Source organism: Nesterenkonia halotolerans (assembly GCF_014874065.1).
GTDB lineage: Bacteria > Actinomycetota > Actinomycetes > Actinomycetales > Micrococcaceae > Nesterenkonia > Nesterenkonia halotolerans.
The window spans coordinates 1921676-1936970 of record NZ_JADBEE010000001.1 but is presented as its reverse complement, the minus strand read 5'-3'; the positions used below and the strand labels follow the sequence as shown (position 1 = coordinate 1936970).

Below are 15295 nucleotides of genomic sequence, written 5' to 3'. Positions count from 1 at the left end.
CGTTCATCGCGCCTGAACCAAACAGGCGCAACTTGTTGTTCAGCTGAGATGCAGGAGTTCAATACCGTGGGGCTTTTCCAGACAGCCGGGGCGAAGCTTGCCTATGAGATCTCTGGGGACGGGCCCACCTTCGTGCAGCTCCATGGCCTGACCTCGTGTGCCTCCCGCGAGCAGCGCGCGGGTCTGGACATGACGCTGAGCCTGGCCGACTGTCGCGTGCTGCGCTATGACGCCCGCGGACACGGCTCCTCCATAGGGCGCGCTGTCCCGGAGGACTACCTCTGGCCGCGCCTCGCCGAGGATCTGCTCGATCTCCTGGACGAGGTGGCTCCCGGACAGAAGGTCCACGCCGCAGGGCCTTCGATGGGGGCGGCCACGCTCCTGTATGCCGCGCTGCAGGATCCACAGCGATTCAGCACGCTGACCCTGCTCGTACCGCCCACAGCCTGGGAGACTCGAGCGGGACAGGCCGACACCTATCAGCGTTCAGCCGCTCTCGTGGAGGATCAGGGGATCGGGGCCTTTGTGCGGGTGGGCCGTCAGGTGCTGCCGCCGCCGGCACTGGCGGACCGGCCCAAGGAACGGGTCCCCGCGGTGAGCCAGGAGCTTCTGCCGTCGATCTTCCGGGGCGCCGGCATCAGCGATCTTCCGACCCCCGAGCAGATCGCAGCTCTCGAGGTTCCCACACTGATCCTGGCCTGGGTGGATGACTACGCCCACCCCGTCTCCACTGCGGAGGAGCTGCATAGACTCATCCCCCGCTCGGAGCTGCAGATTGCGGAGACACCCGAGGAGCTCGACTCATGGCCTCGCAGAGTCGCCAACTTCATCGCCGCGCACCCCGCCTGAGCGTCGTCGTCTCGCGTGCTGACGTGGGGAACGGATCGCCGGGCGACGCAGCAGAATCACGTGGTGTGAACGCGTGATTCCCTTCCCTTGGCCGGTCTCCCGGCGACCCGATGTGTTGAGATCCAGCCGCTCACCCTGCTGAAGCACGTCGGCTCAGGGGGTGCGGAGCTCTGGATCTCCTCGGACTTCCCGAGTCCTCGGAAGCGGTGATCACGGGCCGACCCGCGAATCGCTTCCCGGCCCTCGCATCTCCGCTCGGGCCGCAGTCTGCGGCCCTTGTGAATGCGCGCTGAGCAGTGCCCAGCCAATATCCACATCCGAGGGACTTTCCACACTTTAGGTCCAGAGGGGAGCCGGGGCAATAGAACAAAAATCAACCCCTGTGGAAAAGGTGTGGACTACGCGGCGTGTCTTGTGCACAACATGTGCAGTAGGTTGTGGATATCGGTGGATAAGGTTCCACCAAACGGGTCTGACCAGCAGTGATGCAACGACACGCCTGTGCATCAAAATAATTACTGATCAGTTTTCCCGGCCTTCTGGCCACCTTGCCGTAACCCTGCCGTTAGGTGTATAGGCTCTGGTCCGCCTCGTTTTCCACAGATTCTCCACAACCTGGTAGGAACTCGTCCAGGAAACCCCCAGGTCAGCCGTCAGGCTCCAGGAGGTAGCGTAGGCAGACCAAGACCCCCAGGAGTATTCCAGTGCACGAATCGATCAACCGCTATCTCCACGAGGTCCTCCGCGAGTCCAGCCGGGACGTCACCGGCACGCTTGCGTCCTACATCCCTCGACTGCGCGACGCCGACGAGAACCTCCAGGCGCTGGCCCTGGCCACGACCGATGGACAGCAATGCTCGGCCGGCGATGACGAGCACCGCTTCACCATCCAGTCGATCTCCAAGCCCTTCGTCTATGCACTGGCACTGGACGACGTCGGACTGGAAAGAGTCCGCGAGATGGTGGGCATGGAACCCTCGGGTGAGGCCTTCAACGAGCTCTCTCTGGAGGGCGGCACCGGACGACCTCTGAACCCGATGATCAATGCTGGTGCCATCGCCACCCACCAGCTCGTGGACCACACCCGCCATGAGTCGCACCCCGGAGGCCGGGTGAGCGATTCCCGGACCTCTGCCGTGCGCAGTCGTACGGCTCGCATTCTGGAGGGGATGGCAGGTTTCGCCGGGCAGGAGCTCGACGTGGACTGGGACGCCGCCGAGGAGGAGTTTGCGACCACGTACCGGAATATGGCGATCGCCCACATGCTGAAGTCCCACGGCTCGCTGGACATCGAGCCGGAGGAGGCCGTGCGCGGCTACATCGACATCTGTTCGGTGCTGGTCACCGTCAAGGACATCGCCCGGATGGCCGCCACGCTCGCGAACAACGGCGTCAACCCCGAGACGGGGCAGCAGGTCGTCTCCGCCGAGGCGGCGCGGACCACGCTCGGGGTCATGGCCACCTGCGGCATGTATGACGCCTCGGGGCGCTGGCTGACCCAGATCGGCATCCCTGCAAAATCTGGCATCTCCGGAGGCATCATCGGCGTCCTGCCCGGTCAGGTCGGCATCGCGTCCTTTGCGCCGCGCCTTGATGAAGAGGGCAGCAGCGTCCAGGGGGTGGCGATGTTCCAGCACCTCTCCAACGAGCTCTCGCTGCACCTGTTGAGCAACCAGCGCATCAACGTCATCGAGGAGCTCCAGGCCCGCGCCTGAGCTGGCGCCTGCCGCCCCTGAGCTGGCGCCTGCCGCCCCTGAGGCGGCACCTGAGGTCTCACCGGAGCGGCGCCCCGGGCTGGGCGCCCGGGTGGATCAGGCGGCGTCCGCCCTGCCGCCGCCTGGCACGGGATCGAGACCCTCACGACGGCGGCGGGTCAGCGACTCGTGCGTGGGCGCCTCTGGGGTGCCAACAGGTGCCCGAGCGGCCACTTCGCGACGCAGGACCGGCACAACCTCCTCGCCCAGCATGTCGATCTGTTCCAACACGGTCTTCAGCGGCAGTCCCGCGTGATCGATCAGGAAGAGCTGGCGCTGATAATCGCCGGCGTATTCGCGGAAGCTCAGTGTGCGCTCGATGACCTGCTCGGGGGTGCCCACCGTCAGCGGAGTCTGCGCGCTGAAGTCCTCCAGCGAAGGCCCTCCACCGTACACGGGCGCCCGGTCGAAGTAGGGGCGGAACTCCCGCACGGCGTCCTGGGAGTTGTGCCGCATGAAGACCTGTCCGCCGAGTCCCACGATGGCCTGCTCCTCGGTGCCGTGTCCGTAGTGGGCGTAGCGGCTGCGGTAGAGCTCGATCATCCGCCCGGTGTGTTCCTTGTTCCAGAAGATGTTGTTGTGGAAGAAGCCGTCACCGTAATAAGCGGCCTGCTCAGCGATCTCCGGCGAACGGATCGAGCCGTGCCAGACGAAGGGCGGCACCTCGTCGAGCGGCCGTGGGGTGGAGGTGAATCCCTGCAGCGGGGTCCTGAAGCGCCCGGACCAGTCGACATCGGTCTCTCTCCACAGACGGTGCAGCAACGCGTAGTTCTCCACCGCCAGCGGGATGCCCGCGCGGATGTCTTTGCCGAACCAGGGATAGACCGGCCCGGTGTTTCCCCGACCCAGCGTGAGATCGATGCGGCCCTCGGCCAGATGCTGGGCGTAGGCGTAGTCCTCCGCGATCCGCACCGGGTCCGTGGTGGTGATCAGCGTCGTGGCGGTGGAGAGCTGGATCCTGCTGGTCTGCGCGGCGAGATGAGCCATCAGGATCGGAGGATTCGCGGGGGCCACGAACGGGGGGTTGTGGTGCTGACCCATGGCGAAGACGTCGAGTCCGACTTCTTCGGCCTTCTTCGCGATGGCCACCATGGACGTGATGCGCTCGTGCTCGGTGGGCACACGTCCTGTTGTCGGATCAGGCGTGATGTCGCCGATGCTGAAGACCCCGAACTGCATAGCTGCTCCCTGTGCTGCGCTGGATGAAACGTGTGACGAGCCGCGTGCTGCCTCTCTACAGCCTACTACTCAAAATTTGAAGTACTAAGAGCTCAACGCCCCGCCGCCGTCGGCCATTCCCGCTCGCGCACCGGGCATGACAATGCCCCGGTCCCTGAAGAGGGTGGCCGGGGCATTCTCAGCGTCAGCCGCACAGCGGCCGCAGCATCGCGCGATTACTTCGAGCCGACGACCTGAAGGTCGAGGGTTGCCGAGACATCGGCGTGCAGACGAACAGTCGCGGTGTAGTTGCCGACTGCCTTGATGCGGGTGGGGATCTCCACGGTGCGCTTGTCGATGGAGCCGAGACCCGAGGTCTCGACGGCATCGGCGATCTGCGCGGCACCGACGGTGCCGAACAGGCGACCGGAGTCGCCGGTCTTCACGGTGATCTTCACGGGGGCAGACTGCAGCGTGTTAGCCACTGCCTGTGCTTCCTCAACCGTGGCGATCTCGCGAGCCTTGCGAGCGGAGCGCAGACGCTCCACGTCCTTTTCGCCGCCCTTGGTCCAGGTCATTGCGAAGCCACGCGGCAACAGGTAGTTGCGTGCGTAGCCGCCCTTGACCTCGACGACATCGCCGGAAGCGCCGAGTCCGGTCACTTCCTGAGTCAGGATGAGCTTTGCCATTGGGTTGTTCCTTTCCTTCCCAGTCAGTCCCGGATCAGCCGCGGCCCGCGCCGGCGTACGGCAGCAGTGCGACTTCGCGAGCGTTCTTGATCGCCTGGGCGATCTTGCGCTGCTCCTGGACAGTCACGCCGGTGACACGGCGTGCGCGGATCTTGCCTCGGTCGGAAATGAACTTCCGCAGCAGGGCGGTGTCCTTGTAGTCGATGACCGTGATGTCAGCAGCCTTCAGCGGATTCGCCTTGGGCTTTGGCTTCTTGAGTTCAGCCTTTGCCATCTTGGTGCTCCTTTTCATAAGCGGAGCCCGCACCCTGTGGGATGCGGGATGGTGAATATGTACGGATGAGCCTTCAGTTCTCAGGCTGAGAGCGCCAGGCGCTCGTCAGGATCAGAACGGTGGCTCGTTGTTGTCAGGGGTGCCCCAGCTTCCGCCGCCGGAGGGCTGTCCGCCCCACGGGTCCTGCGGTGCGGAGTCGTTGCTCCACCCGCCGGACTGCGAGCCGCCGCCACCGCTTCCGCCGCCGAAGGAGTCTCCTCCTCCGCCGAAGCCGCCCGCTGGTGCGCCGCCGGCGTTTCCGCCGCCGAAGCCTCCACCGGACCCGGAACGGCCGCCTTGGCCGCCGCCCGAGCGCTGGACGCTGGCAGTGGCGAAGCGCAGCGAGGGACCGATCTCATCAACGTCGAGTTCCCAGGAGGTGCGGTTTTCGCCCTCCTTGGTCTGGAACGACCGAGCCTTCAGGCGACCCTGTGCGATGACGCGGGTGCCCTTGGTCAGGGATTCAGCGGCGTTCTCTGCGGCTTCACGCCACAGTGAACAGCGGACGAAGAGAGTCTCTCCGTCCTTCCACTCATTCGCCTGTCGGTCGAAGAACCGGGGTGTGGACGCAATGGCGAAGTTGGAGACCGCTGCACCCGAGGGGGTGAAGCGGAGCTCCGGGTCTGCCGTCAGATTGCCTACAACGGTGATGATGGTCTCGCCGGCCATGGATATGCTCCTTGGTTGCTGGTTCGCCCTGACAGGTGGATAGCTCCACCTGGAGGATTAATCGATCTTCTGTTCCTCGGGGCGAGTGATCTTGGTGCGCATGATCGTTTCGTTCAGGCGCAGCAGTCGGTCGAGCTCGGCAGCCGAGTCCGGGGTGGAGTGGAAGTTGACGACGGCGTAGACCGCTTCCGTCTTCTTCTGGATCTCGTAAGCCAACCGGCGACGTCCCCAGACGTCGACGTTGTCCACGGTGCCGCCGTCTTTCTTGACGATCTCCATGTACTTGCCGAGTGTCGGCTCCACGGTGCGCTCATCAACCTCGGGGTCGACGAGCACCATCAGTTCATAGTGACGCATGAGTGAACCCACCTCCTTCGGACTTGCGGTCACGGGATTTCCGTAACAGGAGGTTCTATTTGCATCTGTTGCTGGACTGACCCGTCGTGCCCGCAGTTTGTGGGCAGGAAGGATCGAGGTCAGACAACCTGCACCATGCTACAGGTTCTCCCCGCCGAGATGAACCCGAAGCCGGTGGACGAATCCGCCGGGGTCGATCATCCCGGGTGGGCCGGCCGCCCGATGCAGGGATTCACCCGGGCAGATCAAGGGTGAAGAAGCTTGCGACCGCGTCCCGCAGGTGGTGAAGATCTTCCACCCCGCACATCTCGCGCGCGGAGTGCATGGAGAGCAGCGCGATGCCGACGTCGACGGTGCGGATTCCGAGCCGGGTCGCGGTGATCGGTCCGATGGTGGAACCGCAGGGGAGATCGTTGTTGGAGACGAACTCCTGCGTCGGCACCCCGGCGGCTCGACAGACGGCGGCCCACATCGCGGCACCGGGTGCATCGGTGGTGTAGCGCTGATTGGCGTTGATCTTCAGCAGCGGCCCGCCGTTGGGCAGGGGACGGTTCGCCGGGTCGTGGCGTTCGGCGTAGTTCGGGTGCACGGCATGCCCAGCATCGCTGGAGAGGTGCCAGGAACCTGCGAGCGCCTGCGCACGCTGTGTGGCGGAGGCTCCGTCCTGTCCGACAGCTCGCCCCAGCCCCTCATAGATCCTGCCCAGGACCTCTTCCAGGAACGGGCCGGCAGCACCGGAGCGCGAGGCGGAACCGAGCTCCTCGTGGTCGAAGGCGGCCAGCATCGGGATGACCTGACCCTGCTCAGCCTCTGCCGCGACAGCCTCCAGGGCGGTCAGTCCAGCGTGGACGGAGGAGAGGTTGTCCAATCGACCCGAGGCGAGGAATTCCTCCTGGATCCCGAAGGTCCCCGGTGCCTGAGCATCGGCGAGGACGACGTCGTAGCCGTCCACCTGATCCGGCTCCACCCCTGCTGAGGCGGCGAGGACTGCCAGCACGTCTGCCTCGGCCGCCTGCTCGGAGGACCCGGCCAGCCCGAGCACCGGAGCGGTATGGGACTGCCTGCTCAGCGTCAGTCCCTCGTTGACCTGCCGATCAAGGTGGATGGCCAGCTGCGGGATGCGCGCCACCGGCCCGGTGGCGACGAGGTGGGTGACGCCGTCGCGTGTCACGAGTCGCCCCGCCAGGCGCAGTTCGCGATCCAGCCAGGAGTTCAGCAGCGGACCGCCATAGATCTCCACACCCGCCTGCAGCCATCCCTGCCGGAGGAGGGTGGACTTGGGCTTCAGCTTAAACCCGGGGGAATCGGTGTGCGCTCCGAGGACGCGCAGCGCGGTGGTGGGTCCAGCGCCTTCGGGCACCACCCAGGCAATCACCGCCCCGTCGCGCAGGACCACATAGCGGCCCGGTTCGATCGGCCAGTCCTGATGCTCGCCCAGCTGAGTGAAGCCGGCCTCCACCAGGCGCTCCGCGGCCTCCGCGGCCGCATGGTAGGAGGAGGGCGAGGCGGTGACGTAGTCCGACAGGTCTTCGATGTGGTCCCGAGTGCTCATGCCCGCCATCCTAATCGGCGGCCTTGCTAGCGTTGATCCATGTCAATGATGTGGACCGGCCTTGTCGTGAACCTCTTGATCTTCGCTGGGTTCCTGGTGGTGATCACCTTCGTGCTACATGCCATCATCCGGGCAGCGGTGCGCAACGGGATGCGTGATCACCAGGAATACCTCGAGAAGCGCACTCAGGAGACGCCTCCGGGAGGCCCCGGGGTGGACGGCTCAACTTGAGGGCCAGGTCCGGGGTGCGGCTGGTTCAGCCGCGGCCGGGCGAACTGGTCTAGGAGGGCCCGATCAGCCCGGTCTGGAACACGTAGACCACCACCTGCACGCGATCGCGCAGCTGCAGCTTGGTCAGGATTCTGCGCACATGGGTCTTGACCGTCGCCTCGGAGAGGAAGAACTTTGAGGCGATCTCGGCGTTCGAGAGACCCTCGGCCACCGCGAAGAGGACCTCGGTCTCGCGCTGGGTCAGCGGGTCTCGCAGGACGCCGTCGTCCATGGCCGCGGCGATCTCTTCGCCGTTCGGCAGAGACTCACCCGCCCTGTCTCGACGCGCCGCCTCGCGGCGTCCCGCTGCACCCGAGGAGCTCGGGGCCGCAGTCGCGGGCTGATCTGCGGCGGTCCCGACACTCCGCGGTTCGGCTCCGCGCAGATAGACGTCGAGCAGTCGCTGGGTGATCCGAGGTGCCACCACGGCATCACCTTCGGCCACCACGCGCACCGCATGGACCAGATCCTCAGGTGTCACGTCCTTGAGCAGGAAGGCGCTGGCTCCGGCCTGCAGCCCAGAGAAGGCGTACTCATCCAGATCGAAGGTGGTCAGGATGATGACCCGAGTCTGCGGAAACTCAGCGACCACCTTGGCCGTGGCCTCGATCCCGTCCATCCGCGGCATGCGGACATCCATGAGCAGCACATCGGGTCGCTGCTGCTCGGGCAGCCCGCGCAGAGTCTCCAGCGCCTCCACGCCATCGGCGGCCTCCGCCACAACCCGGAGGTCCTCCTCTCCCTCGAGGATGAGCCGGAAGCCCATCCGGAGCAGGTGCTGGTCATCGACCAGCATCACGTTCAGTGCTGCCCGCTCGTCGGGGTCCGCAGGCCCTGGAGCCTCAGCACGTGTGGCCGCGTCGTCATGAATGGGGTTCACCTGGTTCATCCCTTCTGCGGCGGTTCGAGATCCGCTCGCACCATCCAGCCCCGGCGAGGCGCCGGACCTGCGTAGACCGATCCGTTGTAGAAGCCTGCGCGCTCCTCCATCCCATGGATCCCCTGTCCGCTGCCCATCGATTCGCGGCGTTCGCCGTGGGCGGGGTGAAGCCCGTCGTCGGTGATGGTCAGCACCACCTGCCCGGTGGCGGGCATGCCCAGGGCGGCCTGGTCTGCGGAGCTCAGGCCTTCGGAGCGCAGTCGGCGGGCCTCCTCCGCGTCGGGGCCCGGGCGGTGCTCGATGGTCACCGTGACGTCGGTGACCTGGCGACCGTAGCGCAGCACATTGGTCAGCGACTCCTGGATGATCCGGTGCACGGTGAGTCCGAACCCGGCGTCCTCGGGCAGCTGCGGACCGGTGAGACTCACGGTGAGCGGGAGGCCCGCCTGCCGGAATCCCTCGTAGAGCTCCTCCAGGGAGTCTCCGATGGGCCGACGCGCGGCTTCGACGTCCTGGCCCTCGCGCAGCACCCCGATCACTCGGCGCATGTCTCCCAGGGCGGTGCGCCCGGTGTCGGAGAGCTCTTCGAGGACCTCCCCGGCGCGGTGGGGATCCTTGCGCGCCACGATGCGCGCGCCGTCGGCCAGGGAGATCATCACCGAGAGGGAATGGGCGATCACATCATGCATCTCTCGCGCGATCCGGTTGCGCTCGGCGACGCGGGCGTAGGACTGCGTGCGCCGGGCCCACTCCAGGACCTCCTGCTCGTGGCTGCGCCCGCGGCGCACCGCCGCACCGATTCCCGCGGAGATGCCCACACTGAAGAACAGTGTCACGGCGAGCACGCTGAAGGACTGGATCTCACTCAGGCCCATGGGCTCGTAGTAGTTCTCCATCCACCAGCTGCGCCCGTGCTCGGCGTTCCACTGATCATTGCGCAGGAAGGGCAGATATCCGAGCACGCAGGCCGGAAGCGAGATGAGCAGCCCGATGAGGAGCCCACGGTTCCGTGCCACGGCGTAGGCGGCGAAGCACAGACCGAGCATCTGGCCGCCCTGCCAGGGGTAGAGCAGCAGCATGCACCCCTCGGCGAGGGTGATCAGCGCAAGCGCCGGGATGGGGTGGGATCGCCGGAACAACAGTGCCCCGGCGATCACCCCGTAGCCGAGCAGCAGCCACCACGCGCGATCGCCCAGATCATAGAAGGCGTAGGGATAGACCCACAGGCTCAGCAAGAGGTAGACCCCGACGACGACGGCGTCCATGCACCTCGGGTGTCGGCGGAACCAGCCGCGCACGCCCCGTCGGCGCACGATGCCCAGCTCCTCGAAGCCGGGAGGCATCGACTGCCCCGCTGAGGGTTCGGGCGCGGCCTGAGTCTTCACAGCCTCGACTGTACCGAGTGGGTCTGCACGATCGGAGTCAGCCCGGTCTCGCCAGGCGTGGGGGTCAGGCATCCCGACGGCGGAAGACCAGCCAGCCCGGAATCACGGCAGCACCGGCCCACACCAGCAGCAGCAGTCCTGCCAGCGGCACCGGGAGGTCAGTGCTCATCGAGGCCGAGCCCGCAATGAACTGACGCTGCAGCGCGAAGATCTCGAAGCGCATCAGCTCGGTCACCCACCCTGCGCCGCCGCTGACGGCGAGCAGCAGGCCCAGCGCGATGGGGCCGCTGAAGAGCAGCAGGCAGTAGGTCACCACGGCCCCTGCGGTGCTGCGCAGCAGCGCACCCAGGCCGAAGCCGATCGCAGCGGTGATCACCACCACGGCCCAGCTGCTGAGCACCAGCCACCAGATCTCAGCACCCAGCAGCTCGGGCAGCACATCGTAGAAGCCGCTCAGCGGAAGCAGGACCACGAAGCTGAGCACCACCAGCACCGCTGTGAGCGCACCGATGAAGCCCAGCACCGCGAGCAGCTTCGCGAAGAAGAACATGGTCCGGTTCGGCACCGCCGCCAGCGAGGACCGGATGGAGCCCGAGGTATGTTCCGTGGTGATCGCCACGGCCGCGAGCGCCCCCATCAGCAGCGTGACCAGGGTGAAGGTGGAGAAGACGTTCTCGAAGAGGCTCAGACCGGTCTGAGGGGCATTCCCGCCGGTCAGCGACGCATCCGCCATGAGGAACCGGGTGCTGAACACGGTGGCGACCAGGGTCACGATCAGCAGCGCCACGGCGGCGGCGCAGAGCCACCAGTTCAGTCGCAGCGCGAGCAGCTTGAGCCACTCGGCGCGCAGCGCCCGGGTGAATGTCACCTCGGCGATCGCAGGTGCAGGTTGCTCAGGCTCTGCTGCGCCCGCAGTTCCGGTGGCGTGGGAGACGTGGGCGTTCATGAGAATCCTCCGGAGCGGTGTTCGACGTACTCCCCGGTCAGCTTCAGGTAGGAGTCTTCCAGGGAGGAATGCAGCGGTGTGAGCTCGTGGATCACCAGTCCCATCTCGAGGGCGCGGCGTCCGATGCTGCGGGCATCGAGCCCCCGCACCTCGAAGGTCTCCGCGTCCTGACAGACCAGTGTGACCTCCGGTCCGGCGAGTCCGTTCATCAGCTCCTGCGAGCTCTCGGTGCGCACGAGCACCCGCGTCTCCCCCGTGGCGTCGATGAAGTCACCCACCGGTTGATCAGCGATGATGCTGCCGCGACCGAGCACGATCAGGTGATCCGCGGTCTGCGCCATCTCAGACATCAGGTGTGAGGAGATGAAGACCGTGCGGCCTTGAGCGGCCAGCCGACGAACGAGCTGGCGCACCCAGCGCACGCCCTCCGGGTCCAGGCCGTTGATCGGCTCGTCGAAGATCAGCACCCCGGGGTCGCCGAGCAGCGCGGCCGCGATGCCGAGCCGCTGACTCATCCCCAGGGAGTACCCCTTGATCCGTTTGGACGCGACCGAGGTCAGGCCCGTCATCTCGATGACCTCATCCACCCGGGCATGGCTGATGTCATGGGTGGCGGCCAGGATGCGCAGCTGCTGGCGGCCGGTCCATCCCGGATGGGCCGCTCCGGCGTCGAGGACGGCGCCGACCTCACGCAGCGGCGCGCGGTGCTCGGCGAAGGCCTTGCCGTTGATCGTGATGCTGCCAGCAGTGGGGCGGTCCAGCCCCATGGCCATGCGCATGGTGGTCGACTTGCCCGCCCCGTTGGGGCCGAGGAAGCCGGTGACCTTGCCCGGGGCGAGCGCGAAGCTGATCCCGTCCACGGCAGTGGTCGCCCCGTAGGTCTTGCGCAGGCCCTTCGCTGTGATCATGCGTCCACGCTATGCCGACCCGCAGCAGGGCACATCACGCTGAAGGATGATTCCCACGCCTCGGTTCGGCGTAGGTCCACGCGCGCAGCGGAACCTCCACCGGGCCGCGGCCGAACCGACGCAGCCACATCCTCGAGAGCACGAGCTGCACCACCCACAGTCCGACGACGACGAGCCCCACCTGGCTCGCGCTCAGCTGACCCGCGAGCCCGAGGCCCAGCGGGGCCCCCAGGGCGGAGAAGAGCACCGCGAGCACCAGCGACTGGCCCAGATAGTTGCTCAGCGACATTCTTCCGGCCGGGGCCAGCGCCCGCACGAGCCAGCCGGACCGAGGCTGCCGCAGGATCAGCAGCGCCACCAGCACGTAGCCGGTGGCCTGGATCGGGCCGGCCAGGAAGATCAGCCCTCCGCTGAGCGTCTCCATGCCAAGTCCACCCGTGTCTGGCTGGCCCGGCCGATGCTGGATCCACGGGGCGCCCCAGGTCAGCCAGGCGGCGGTGACGCTCAGCAGCCCGCCCACTGCGAGCGCCGGAATCGCGAGGCGGAGCAGCCGCGCCGTCGGAATCTCGCCCGTCATGATGCGTTCCAGCACGCGTCCGCGCCCCACCACCAGGCCGAGCAGGAAGGCCGCGAAGGCCACCGGCCCCTGCACGATCAGCGTGGAGGGCGCGATGAGCGCGTAGGTGGAGAGCTGGAAGGCCAGATAGCTGCCGAGCCCTCCGGTGTAGGACTCCCGAACGTCCTGGGCCGAGGGGCTCAGTGCCGCGGCGTCGAGCGCAGCAGGATCCATCATGCCGGAGGACGCCAGCATCAGGGTCAGGCTGGCGAGGGCGAGGATCGCCAGTGCGACGATCAGCCAGAGCGCCGCGGCCAGTGTGAGCGCGGCGCGGGCGCCGATTCTGCGCAGGCCCAGCAGCGCGAATCCAAGCAGGGCATAGGCGAGCAGGATGTCACCGACGAACAGGAAGATGCCGTGGAGCAGGCCGAGGATGATCAGGCCGATGAAGCGGCGGACCGAGCGGGTGACTTCACTCGCTCCCGAGCGGTGGGCGGACCCCCACTGCAGCACGAAGGAGAGTCCGAAGAGGAAGGAGAAGACCACATAGGACTTGCCCTCAAAGAGCGCGGTGGCGGCGAACGCGACCCATTGATCCGCAGGCCCCGGGTCCACACCGGCGGAGCGGCCCGTGCCGCTGAGGTTCTCGGGGAAGGCGAAGTACCAGATGTTGACGGCCAGGATTCCCAGCAGCGCCAGGGCTCGCAGCGCGTCGACGGCATGAAGTCTCTGCATCCCTCCAAATTACGGGACACCCTCGCCTCCCTGCGCGTTTTACCTCCCCTTCCGTGGGGTACCGGGCCGACCGTGGGCCGGGTAATCCACGAAGGAGGCGGTAAAACGCTGGGCGGTAGGGTCGGGAGAGATTCGTCGAGAGTGGAGAGTGGCTGTGGAGACTGTGCTGATCATCGCGGGAATCGCCGTGATCCTGTTCGGACTGTGGGACATGTTCCACCAGCTTCTCCACCCGCGGGGACAGGGTCCGCTCAGTGGGCTGATCTTCACGGGCGTGTGGAAGATCGCCCGGGCCAGCGGCCACCGACTCGGCTTCGCTCTGGGGCCGGCCACGATGGTGGGCATCGTGATGCTCTGGGTGCTCATCCAGGGAGTGGGCTGGGCGCTGATCTACTACCCGCACGTCCCCGCCGGATTCCTCTACTCTGACGGCATCAACCCAGCAGACTATGCGCAGTTCGCCGAGGCGCTCTACATCTCACTGGTGACGCTGGCGACCCTGGGCTTCGGCGACGTGGTCGCGATCGGACCGACCCTGAGACTGGCCGCGCCGATCCAGGGCCTGACCGGGTTCGCGCTGCTCACAGGCGCGCTGACCTGGTTCATGCAGGTCTATCCGCCGCTCCTGCGTCGACGCTCCGCGGCGCTGACGCTGAAGGCACTCTCCGACGCCGGCTATGTGGAGAGGCTTTCGGAACTGGATTCGCACGCGGCCAGCGGGCAGCTCGACCTGGTTGCCGAGCAGATCTCCCAGGTCTGCGTGGACCTGGACCAGCACAGCGAGACCTACTACTTCCAGGTAGACACCCCGGAGGTCTCCTTCTCCCACCACCTGCCCTACGCGCTCGAGCTGCAACGCGCGGGTGCGGAGTCCACATCTCTGGAGGTGCGGATGACTGCAGCCAAGCTGGAGACGATGCTGGGCCAGCTGGGTGATGCCCTCAGCCCCGGATTCGTCTCGGGGGAGCAGCTCGATGAGATCTTCTCGGCCTACGCGGCCGATCATCCGCGCCGTGGCTGACCCTCTGCCCCCACCGTTTTACCGGGAGGTGCGTGAACTACCGGCCCGACCGCAGCCTAGGTAAACCACGCACGCCCCGGTAAAACGCTCAGAAGCGGGCGGGGCGAGTCCGATCAGCGCTCGACTTCACCTCGGATGAAGGCTTCGACCTTCTCGTGGGCGACGTCGTCGTGGAACTGCTCCGGCGGGGACTTCATGAAGTAGCTCGACGCCGAGAGCAGCGGGCCGCCGATTCCACGGTCCAGCCCGATCTTCGCCGCACGGATCGCATCGATGATGACACCCGCCGAGTTCGGTGAATCCCACACCTCGAGCTTGAGCTCGATCGACACCGGAGCATCGCCGAAGTTTCGACCCTCGAGGCGGATGAATGCCCACTTCCGGTCGTCGAGCCACTGGATGTAGTCGCTGGGGCCGATGTGGACATCACGGTCGGCCAGCTTTGCCGAGGTGTTCGAGGTGACGGCCTGGGTCTTGGAGACCTTCTTGGACTCCAGCCGGTCGCGCTCGAGCATGTTCTTGAAGTCCATGTTGCCGCCCACGTTCAGCTGGTACGTGCGGTCCAGGTGGACGCCGCGGTCCTCGAAGAGGTGTGCAAGCTCGCGATGGGTGATGGTGGCACCGATCTGGGATTTGATGTCGTCCCCGACGATCGGAACACCGGCGGCGGTGAACTTCTCCGCCCACTCGGGTGTGCCGGCGATGAACACTGGAAGCGCGTTGACGAAGGCGACGCCGGCGTCGATGGCTGCCTGCGCGTAGAAGCGGGCCGCGTCCTCCGAACCCACCGGGAGGTAGCAGACCAGCACCTCGACCTGCGCCTGCTTCAAGGCTGCCACGACGTCCACCGGCTCGGCGTCGGACTCTTCGATGGTCTCCCGGTAGTACTTTCCGAGCCCGTCAAGGGTCGGTCCGCGCTGCACGGTGACTCCGGTCTCGGGCACGTCGGCGATCTTGATGGTGTTGTTCTCGGAGGCGGAGATGGCCTCAGCCAGGTCCAGACCGACCTTCTTCGCGTCGACGTCGAAGGCAGCCACGAACTGCACGTCCGAGACGTGATAATCGCCGAAGCGCACGTGCATCAGACCCGGAACCTTCTGGTCATCGGGGGCGTCCTTGTAATACTCCACGCCCTGAACGAGGGATGCGGCGCAGTTTCCGACACCGACGACGGCGACCCGGATAGGTAGTTCTGCCAACTTGTTCTCCTAGTGGTTCTGGTGCTCAATGGTGATGACACCGACAGGCGCGGA

Annotated in this window: 16 protein-coding genes; 4 read left to right on the top strand and 12 right to left on the bottom strand. The window is 66.4% G+C overall.

All coding sequences use genetic code 11. The features are described from left to right. Nucleotides 1–66: 66 nt before the first annotated feature. On the top strand, nt 67–849 hold the full coding sequence (locus H4W26_RS08785) for an alpha/beta fold hydrolase (protein WP_318779818.1): 783 nt from the start codon (nt 67–69) through the stop codon (nt 847–849). Nucleotides 850–1553: 704 nt separating this feature from the next. Beyond that, nucleotides 1554–2564: a glutaminase A gene (glsA, locus tag H4W26_RS08780; protein WP_192591678.1), complete on the top strand. Its 1011-nt coding sequence runs from the start codon at nt 1554–1556 to the stop codon at nt 2562–2564. Nucleotides 2565–2660: 96 nt separating this feature from the next. On the opposite strand, the gene H4W26_RS08775 is transcribed toward glsA, so the two are convergent. The 6 genes from H4W26_RS08775 to H4W26_RS08750 all read right to left on the bottom strand — a co-directional run bounded on the left by H4W26_RS08775 (nt 2661) and on the right by H4W26_RS08750 (nt 7341). Further along, nucleotides 2661–3782 (bottom strand): LLM class flavin-dependent oxidoreductase, encoded by a 1122-nt coding sequence (locus tag H4W26_RS08775; protein WP_192591677.1) that lies wholly within the window; start codon nt 3780–3782, stop codon nt 2661–2663. A 215-nt stretch (nt 3783–3997) separates the two neighbouring features. Beyond that, nucleotides 3998–4450, bottom strand: coding sequence for a 50S ribosomal protein L9 (gene rplI, locus H4W26_RS08770; protein ID WP_192591676.1), 453 nt, complete (start codon nt 4448–4450; stop codon nt 3998–4000). A 34-nt stretch (nt 4451–4484) separates the two neighbouring features. Continuing rightward, complete coding sequence (gene rpsR, locus H4W26_RS08765; RefSeq protein ID WP_036475751.1) at nt 4485–4724, bottom strand: 30S ribosomal protein S18; 240 nt, start codon at nt 4722–4724, stop codon at nt 4485–4487. Nucleotides 4725–4835: 111 nt separating this feature from the next. Then, nucleotides 4836–5432: a single-stranded DNA-binding protein gene (locus H4W26_RS08760; protein ID WP_192591675.1), complete on the bottom strand. Its 597-nt coding sequence runs from the start codon at nt 5430–5432 to the stop codon at nt 4836–4838. Between the two features lie 57 nt (nt 5433–5489). Next, complete coding sequence (gene rpsF, locus H4W26_RS08755; protein WP_192591674.1) at nt 5490–5789, bottom strand: 30S ribosomal protein S6; 300 nt, start codon at nt 5787–5789, stop codon at nt 5490–5492. A 232-nt stretch (nt 5790–6021) separates the two neighbouring features. Beyond that, nucleotides 6022–7341, bottom strand: a complete 1320-nt coding sequence (locus H4W26_RS08750; protein WP_225939653.1) for a M18 family aminopeptidase — start codon at nt 7339–7341, stop codon at nt 6022–6024. 39 nt (nt 7342–7380) lie between these two features. On the opposite strand from H4W26_RS08750, the gene H4W26_RS08745 reads away from it, so the two are divergent. Then, nucleotides 7381–7572 carry a hypothetical protein gene (locus H4W26_RS08745; RefSeq protein ID WP_192591672.1) on the top strand — a complete coding sequence of 64 codons (192 nt, stop codon included), beginning with the start codon at nt 7381–7383 and terminating at the stop codon, nt 7570–7572. A 49-nt stretch (nt 7573–7621) separates the two neighbouring features. On the opposite strand, the gene H4W26_RS08740 is transcribed toward H4W26_RS08745, so the two are convergent. From H4W26_RS08740 to H4W26_RS08720, 5 genes are all read right to left on the bottom strand, one after another. Then, nucleotides 7622–8407, bottom strand: coding sequence for a response regulator transcription factor (locus H4W26_RS08740; protein WP_225939956.1), 786 nt, complete (start codon nt 8405–8407; stop codon nt 7622–7624). Between the two features lie 89 nt (nt 8408–8496). After that, entirely contained in the window at nt 8497–9876 is a 1380-nt protein-coding gene (locus H4W26_RS08735) for a sensor histidine kinase (protein ID WP_318779817.1), read from the bottom strand. 64 nt (nt 9877–9940) lie between these two features. Further along, a complete protein-coding gene (locus H4W26_RS08730; protein WP_192591670.1) occupies nt 9941–10822 on the bottom strand; it encodes an ABC transporter permease in 882 nt (293 codons plus the stop codon). Continuing rightward, nucleotides 10819–11730 carry an ABC transporter ATP-binding protein gene (locus tag H4W26_RS08725; protein WP_192591669.1) on the bottom strand — a complete coding sequence of 304 codons (912 nt, stop codon included), beginning with the start codon at nt 11728–11730 and terminating at the stop codon, nt 10819–10821. The genes H4W26_RS08730 and H4W26_RS08725 overlap by 4 nt, the downstream gene beginning before the upstream one ends. A gap of 34 nt (nt 11731–11764) precedes the next feature. Then, nucleotides 11765–13021, bottom strand: a complete 1257-nt coding sequence (locus H4W26_RS08720) for a DUF418 domain-containing protein (protein ID WP_192591668.1) — start codon at nt 13019–13021, stop codon at nt 11765–11767. 154 nt (nt 13022–13175) lie between these two features. On the opposite strand from H4W26_RS08720, the gene H4W26_RS08715 reads away from it, so the two are divergent. Next, complete coding sequence (locus H4W26_RS08715; protein WP_192591667.1) at nt 13176–14042, top strand: potassium channel family protein; 867 nt, start codon at nt 13176–13178, stop codon at nt 14040–14042. Between the two features lie 113 nt (nt 14043–14155). On the opposite strand, the gene H4W26_RS08710 is transcribed toward H4W26_RS08715, so the two are convergent. Further along, nucleotides 14156–15241: an inositol-3-phosphate synthase gene (locus tag H4W26_RS08710; RefSeq protein ID WP_192591666.1), complete on the bottom strand. Its 1086-nt coding sequence runs from the start codon at nt 15239–15241 to the stop codon at nt 14156–14158. Between the last annotated feature and the right edge of the window lie 54 nt (nt 15242–15295).

Excerpts from the sequence above, each read along its gene's own strand:
- H4W26_RS08745 (WP_192591672.1), top strand. The coding sequence starts at position 7,381 with ATGTCAATGATGTGGACCGGCCTTGTCGTGAACCTCTTGATCTTCGCT.
- H4W26_RS08775 (WP_192591677.1), bottom strand. The coding sequence starts at position 3,782 with ATGCAGTTCGGGGTCTTCAGCATCGGCGACATCACGCCTGATCCGACA.
- rplI (WP_192591676.1), bottom strand. The coding sequence starts at position 4,450 with ATGGCAAAGCTCATCCTGACTCAGGAAGTGACCGGACTCGGCGCTTCC.
- H4W26_RS08725 (WP_192591669.1), bottom strand. The coding sequence starts at position 11,730 with ATGATCACAGCGAAGGGCCTGCGCAAGACCTACGGGGCGACCACTGCC.
- H4W26_RS08730 (WP_192591670.1), bottom strand. The coding sequence starts at position 10,822 with ATGAACGCCCACGTCTCCCACGCCACCGGAACTGCGGGCGCAGCAGAG.
- H4W26_RS08760 (WP_192591675.1), bottom strand. The coding sequence starts at position 5,432 with ATGGCCGGCGAGACCATCATCACCGTTGTAGGCAATCTGACGGCAGAC.
- H4W26_RS08720 (WP_192591668.1), bottom strand. The coding sequence starts at position 13,021 with ATGCAGAGACTTCATGCCGTCGACGCGCTGCGAGCCCTGGCGCTGCTG.
- rpsF (WP_192591674.1), bottom strand. The coding sequence starts at position 5,789 with ATGCGTCACTATGAACTGATGGTGCTCGTCGACCCCGAGGTTGATGAG.
- rpsR (WP_036475751.1), bottom strand. The coding sequence starts at position 4,724 with ATGGCAAAGGCTGAACTCAAGAAGCCAAAGCCCAAGGCGAATCCGCTG.
- H4W26_RS08750 (WP_225939653.1), bottom strand. The coding sequence starts at position 7,341 with ATGAGCACTCGGGACCACATCGAAGACCTGTCGGACTACGTCACCGCC.
- H4W26_RS08740 (WP_225939956.1), bottom strand. The coding sequence starts at position 8,407 with ATGCTGGTCGATGACCAGCACCTGCTCCGGATGGGCTTCCGGCTCATC.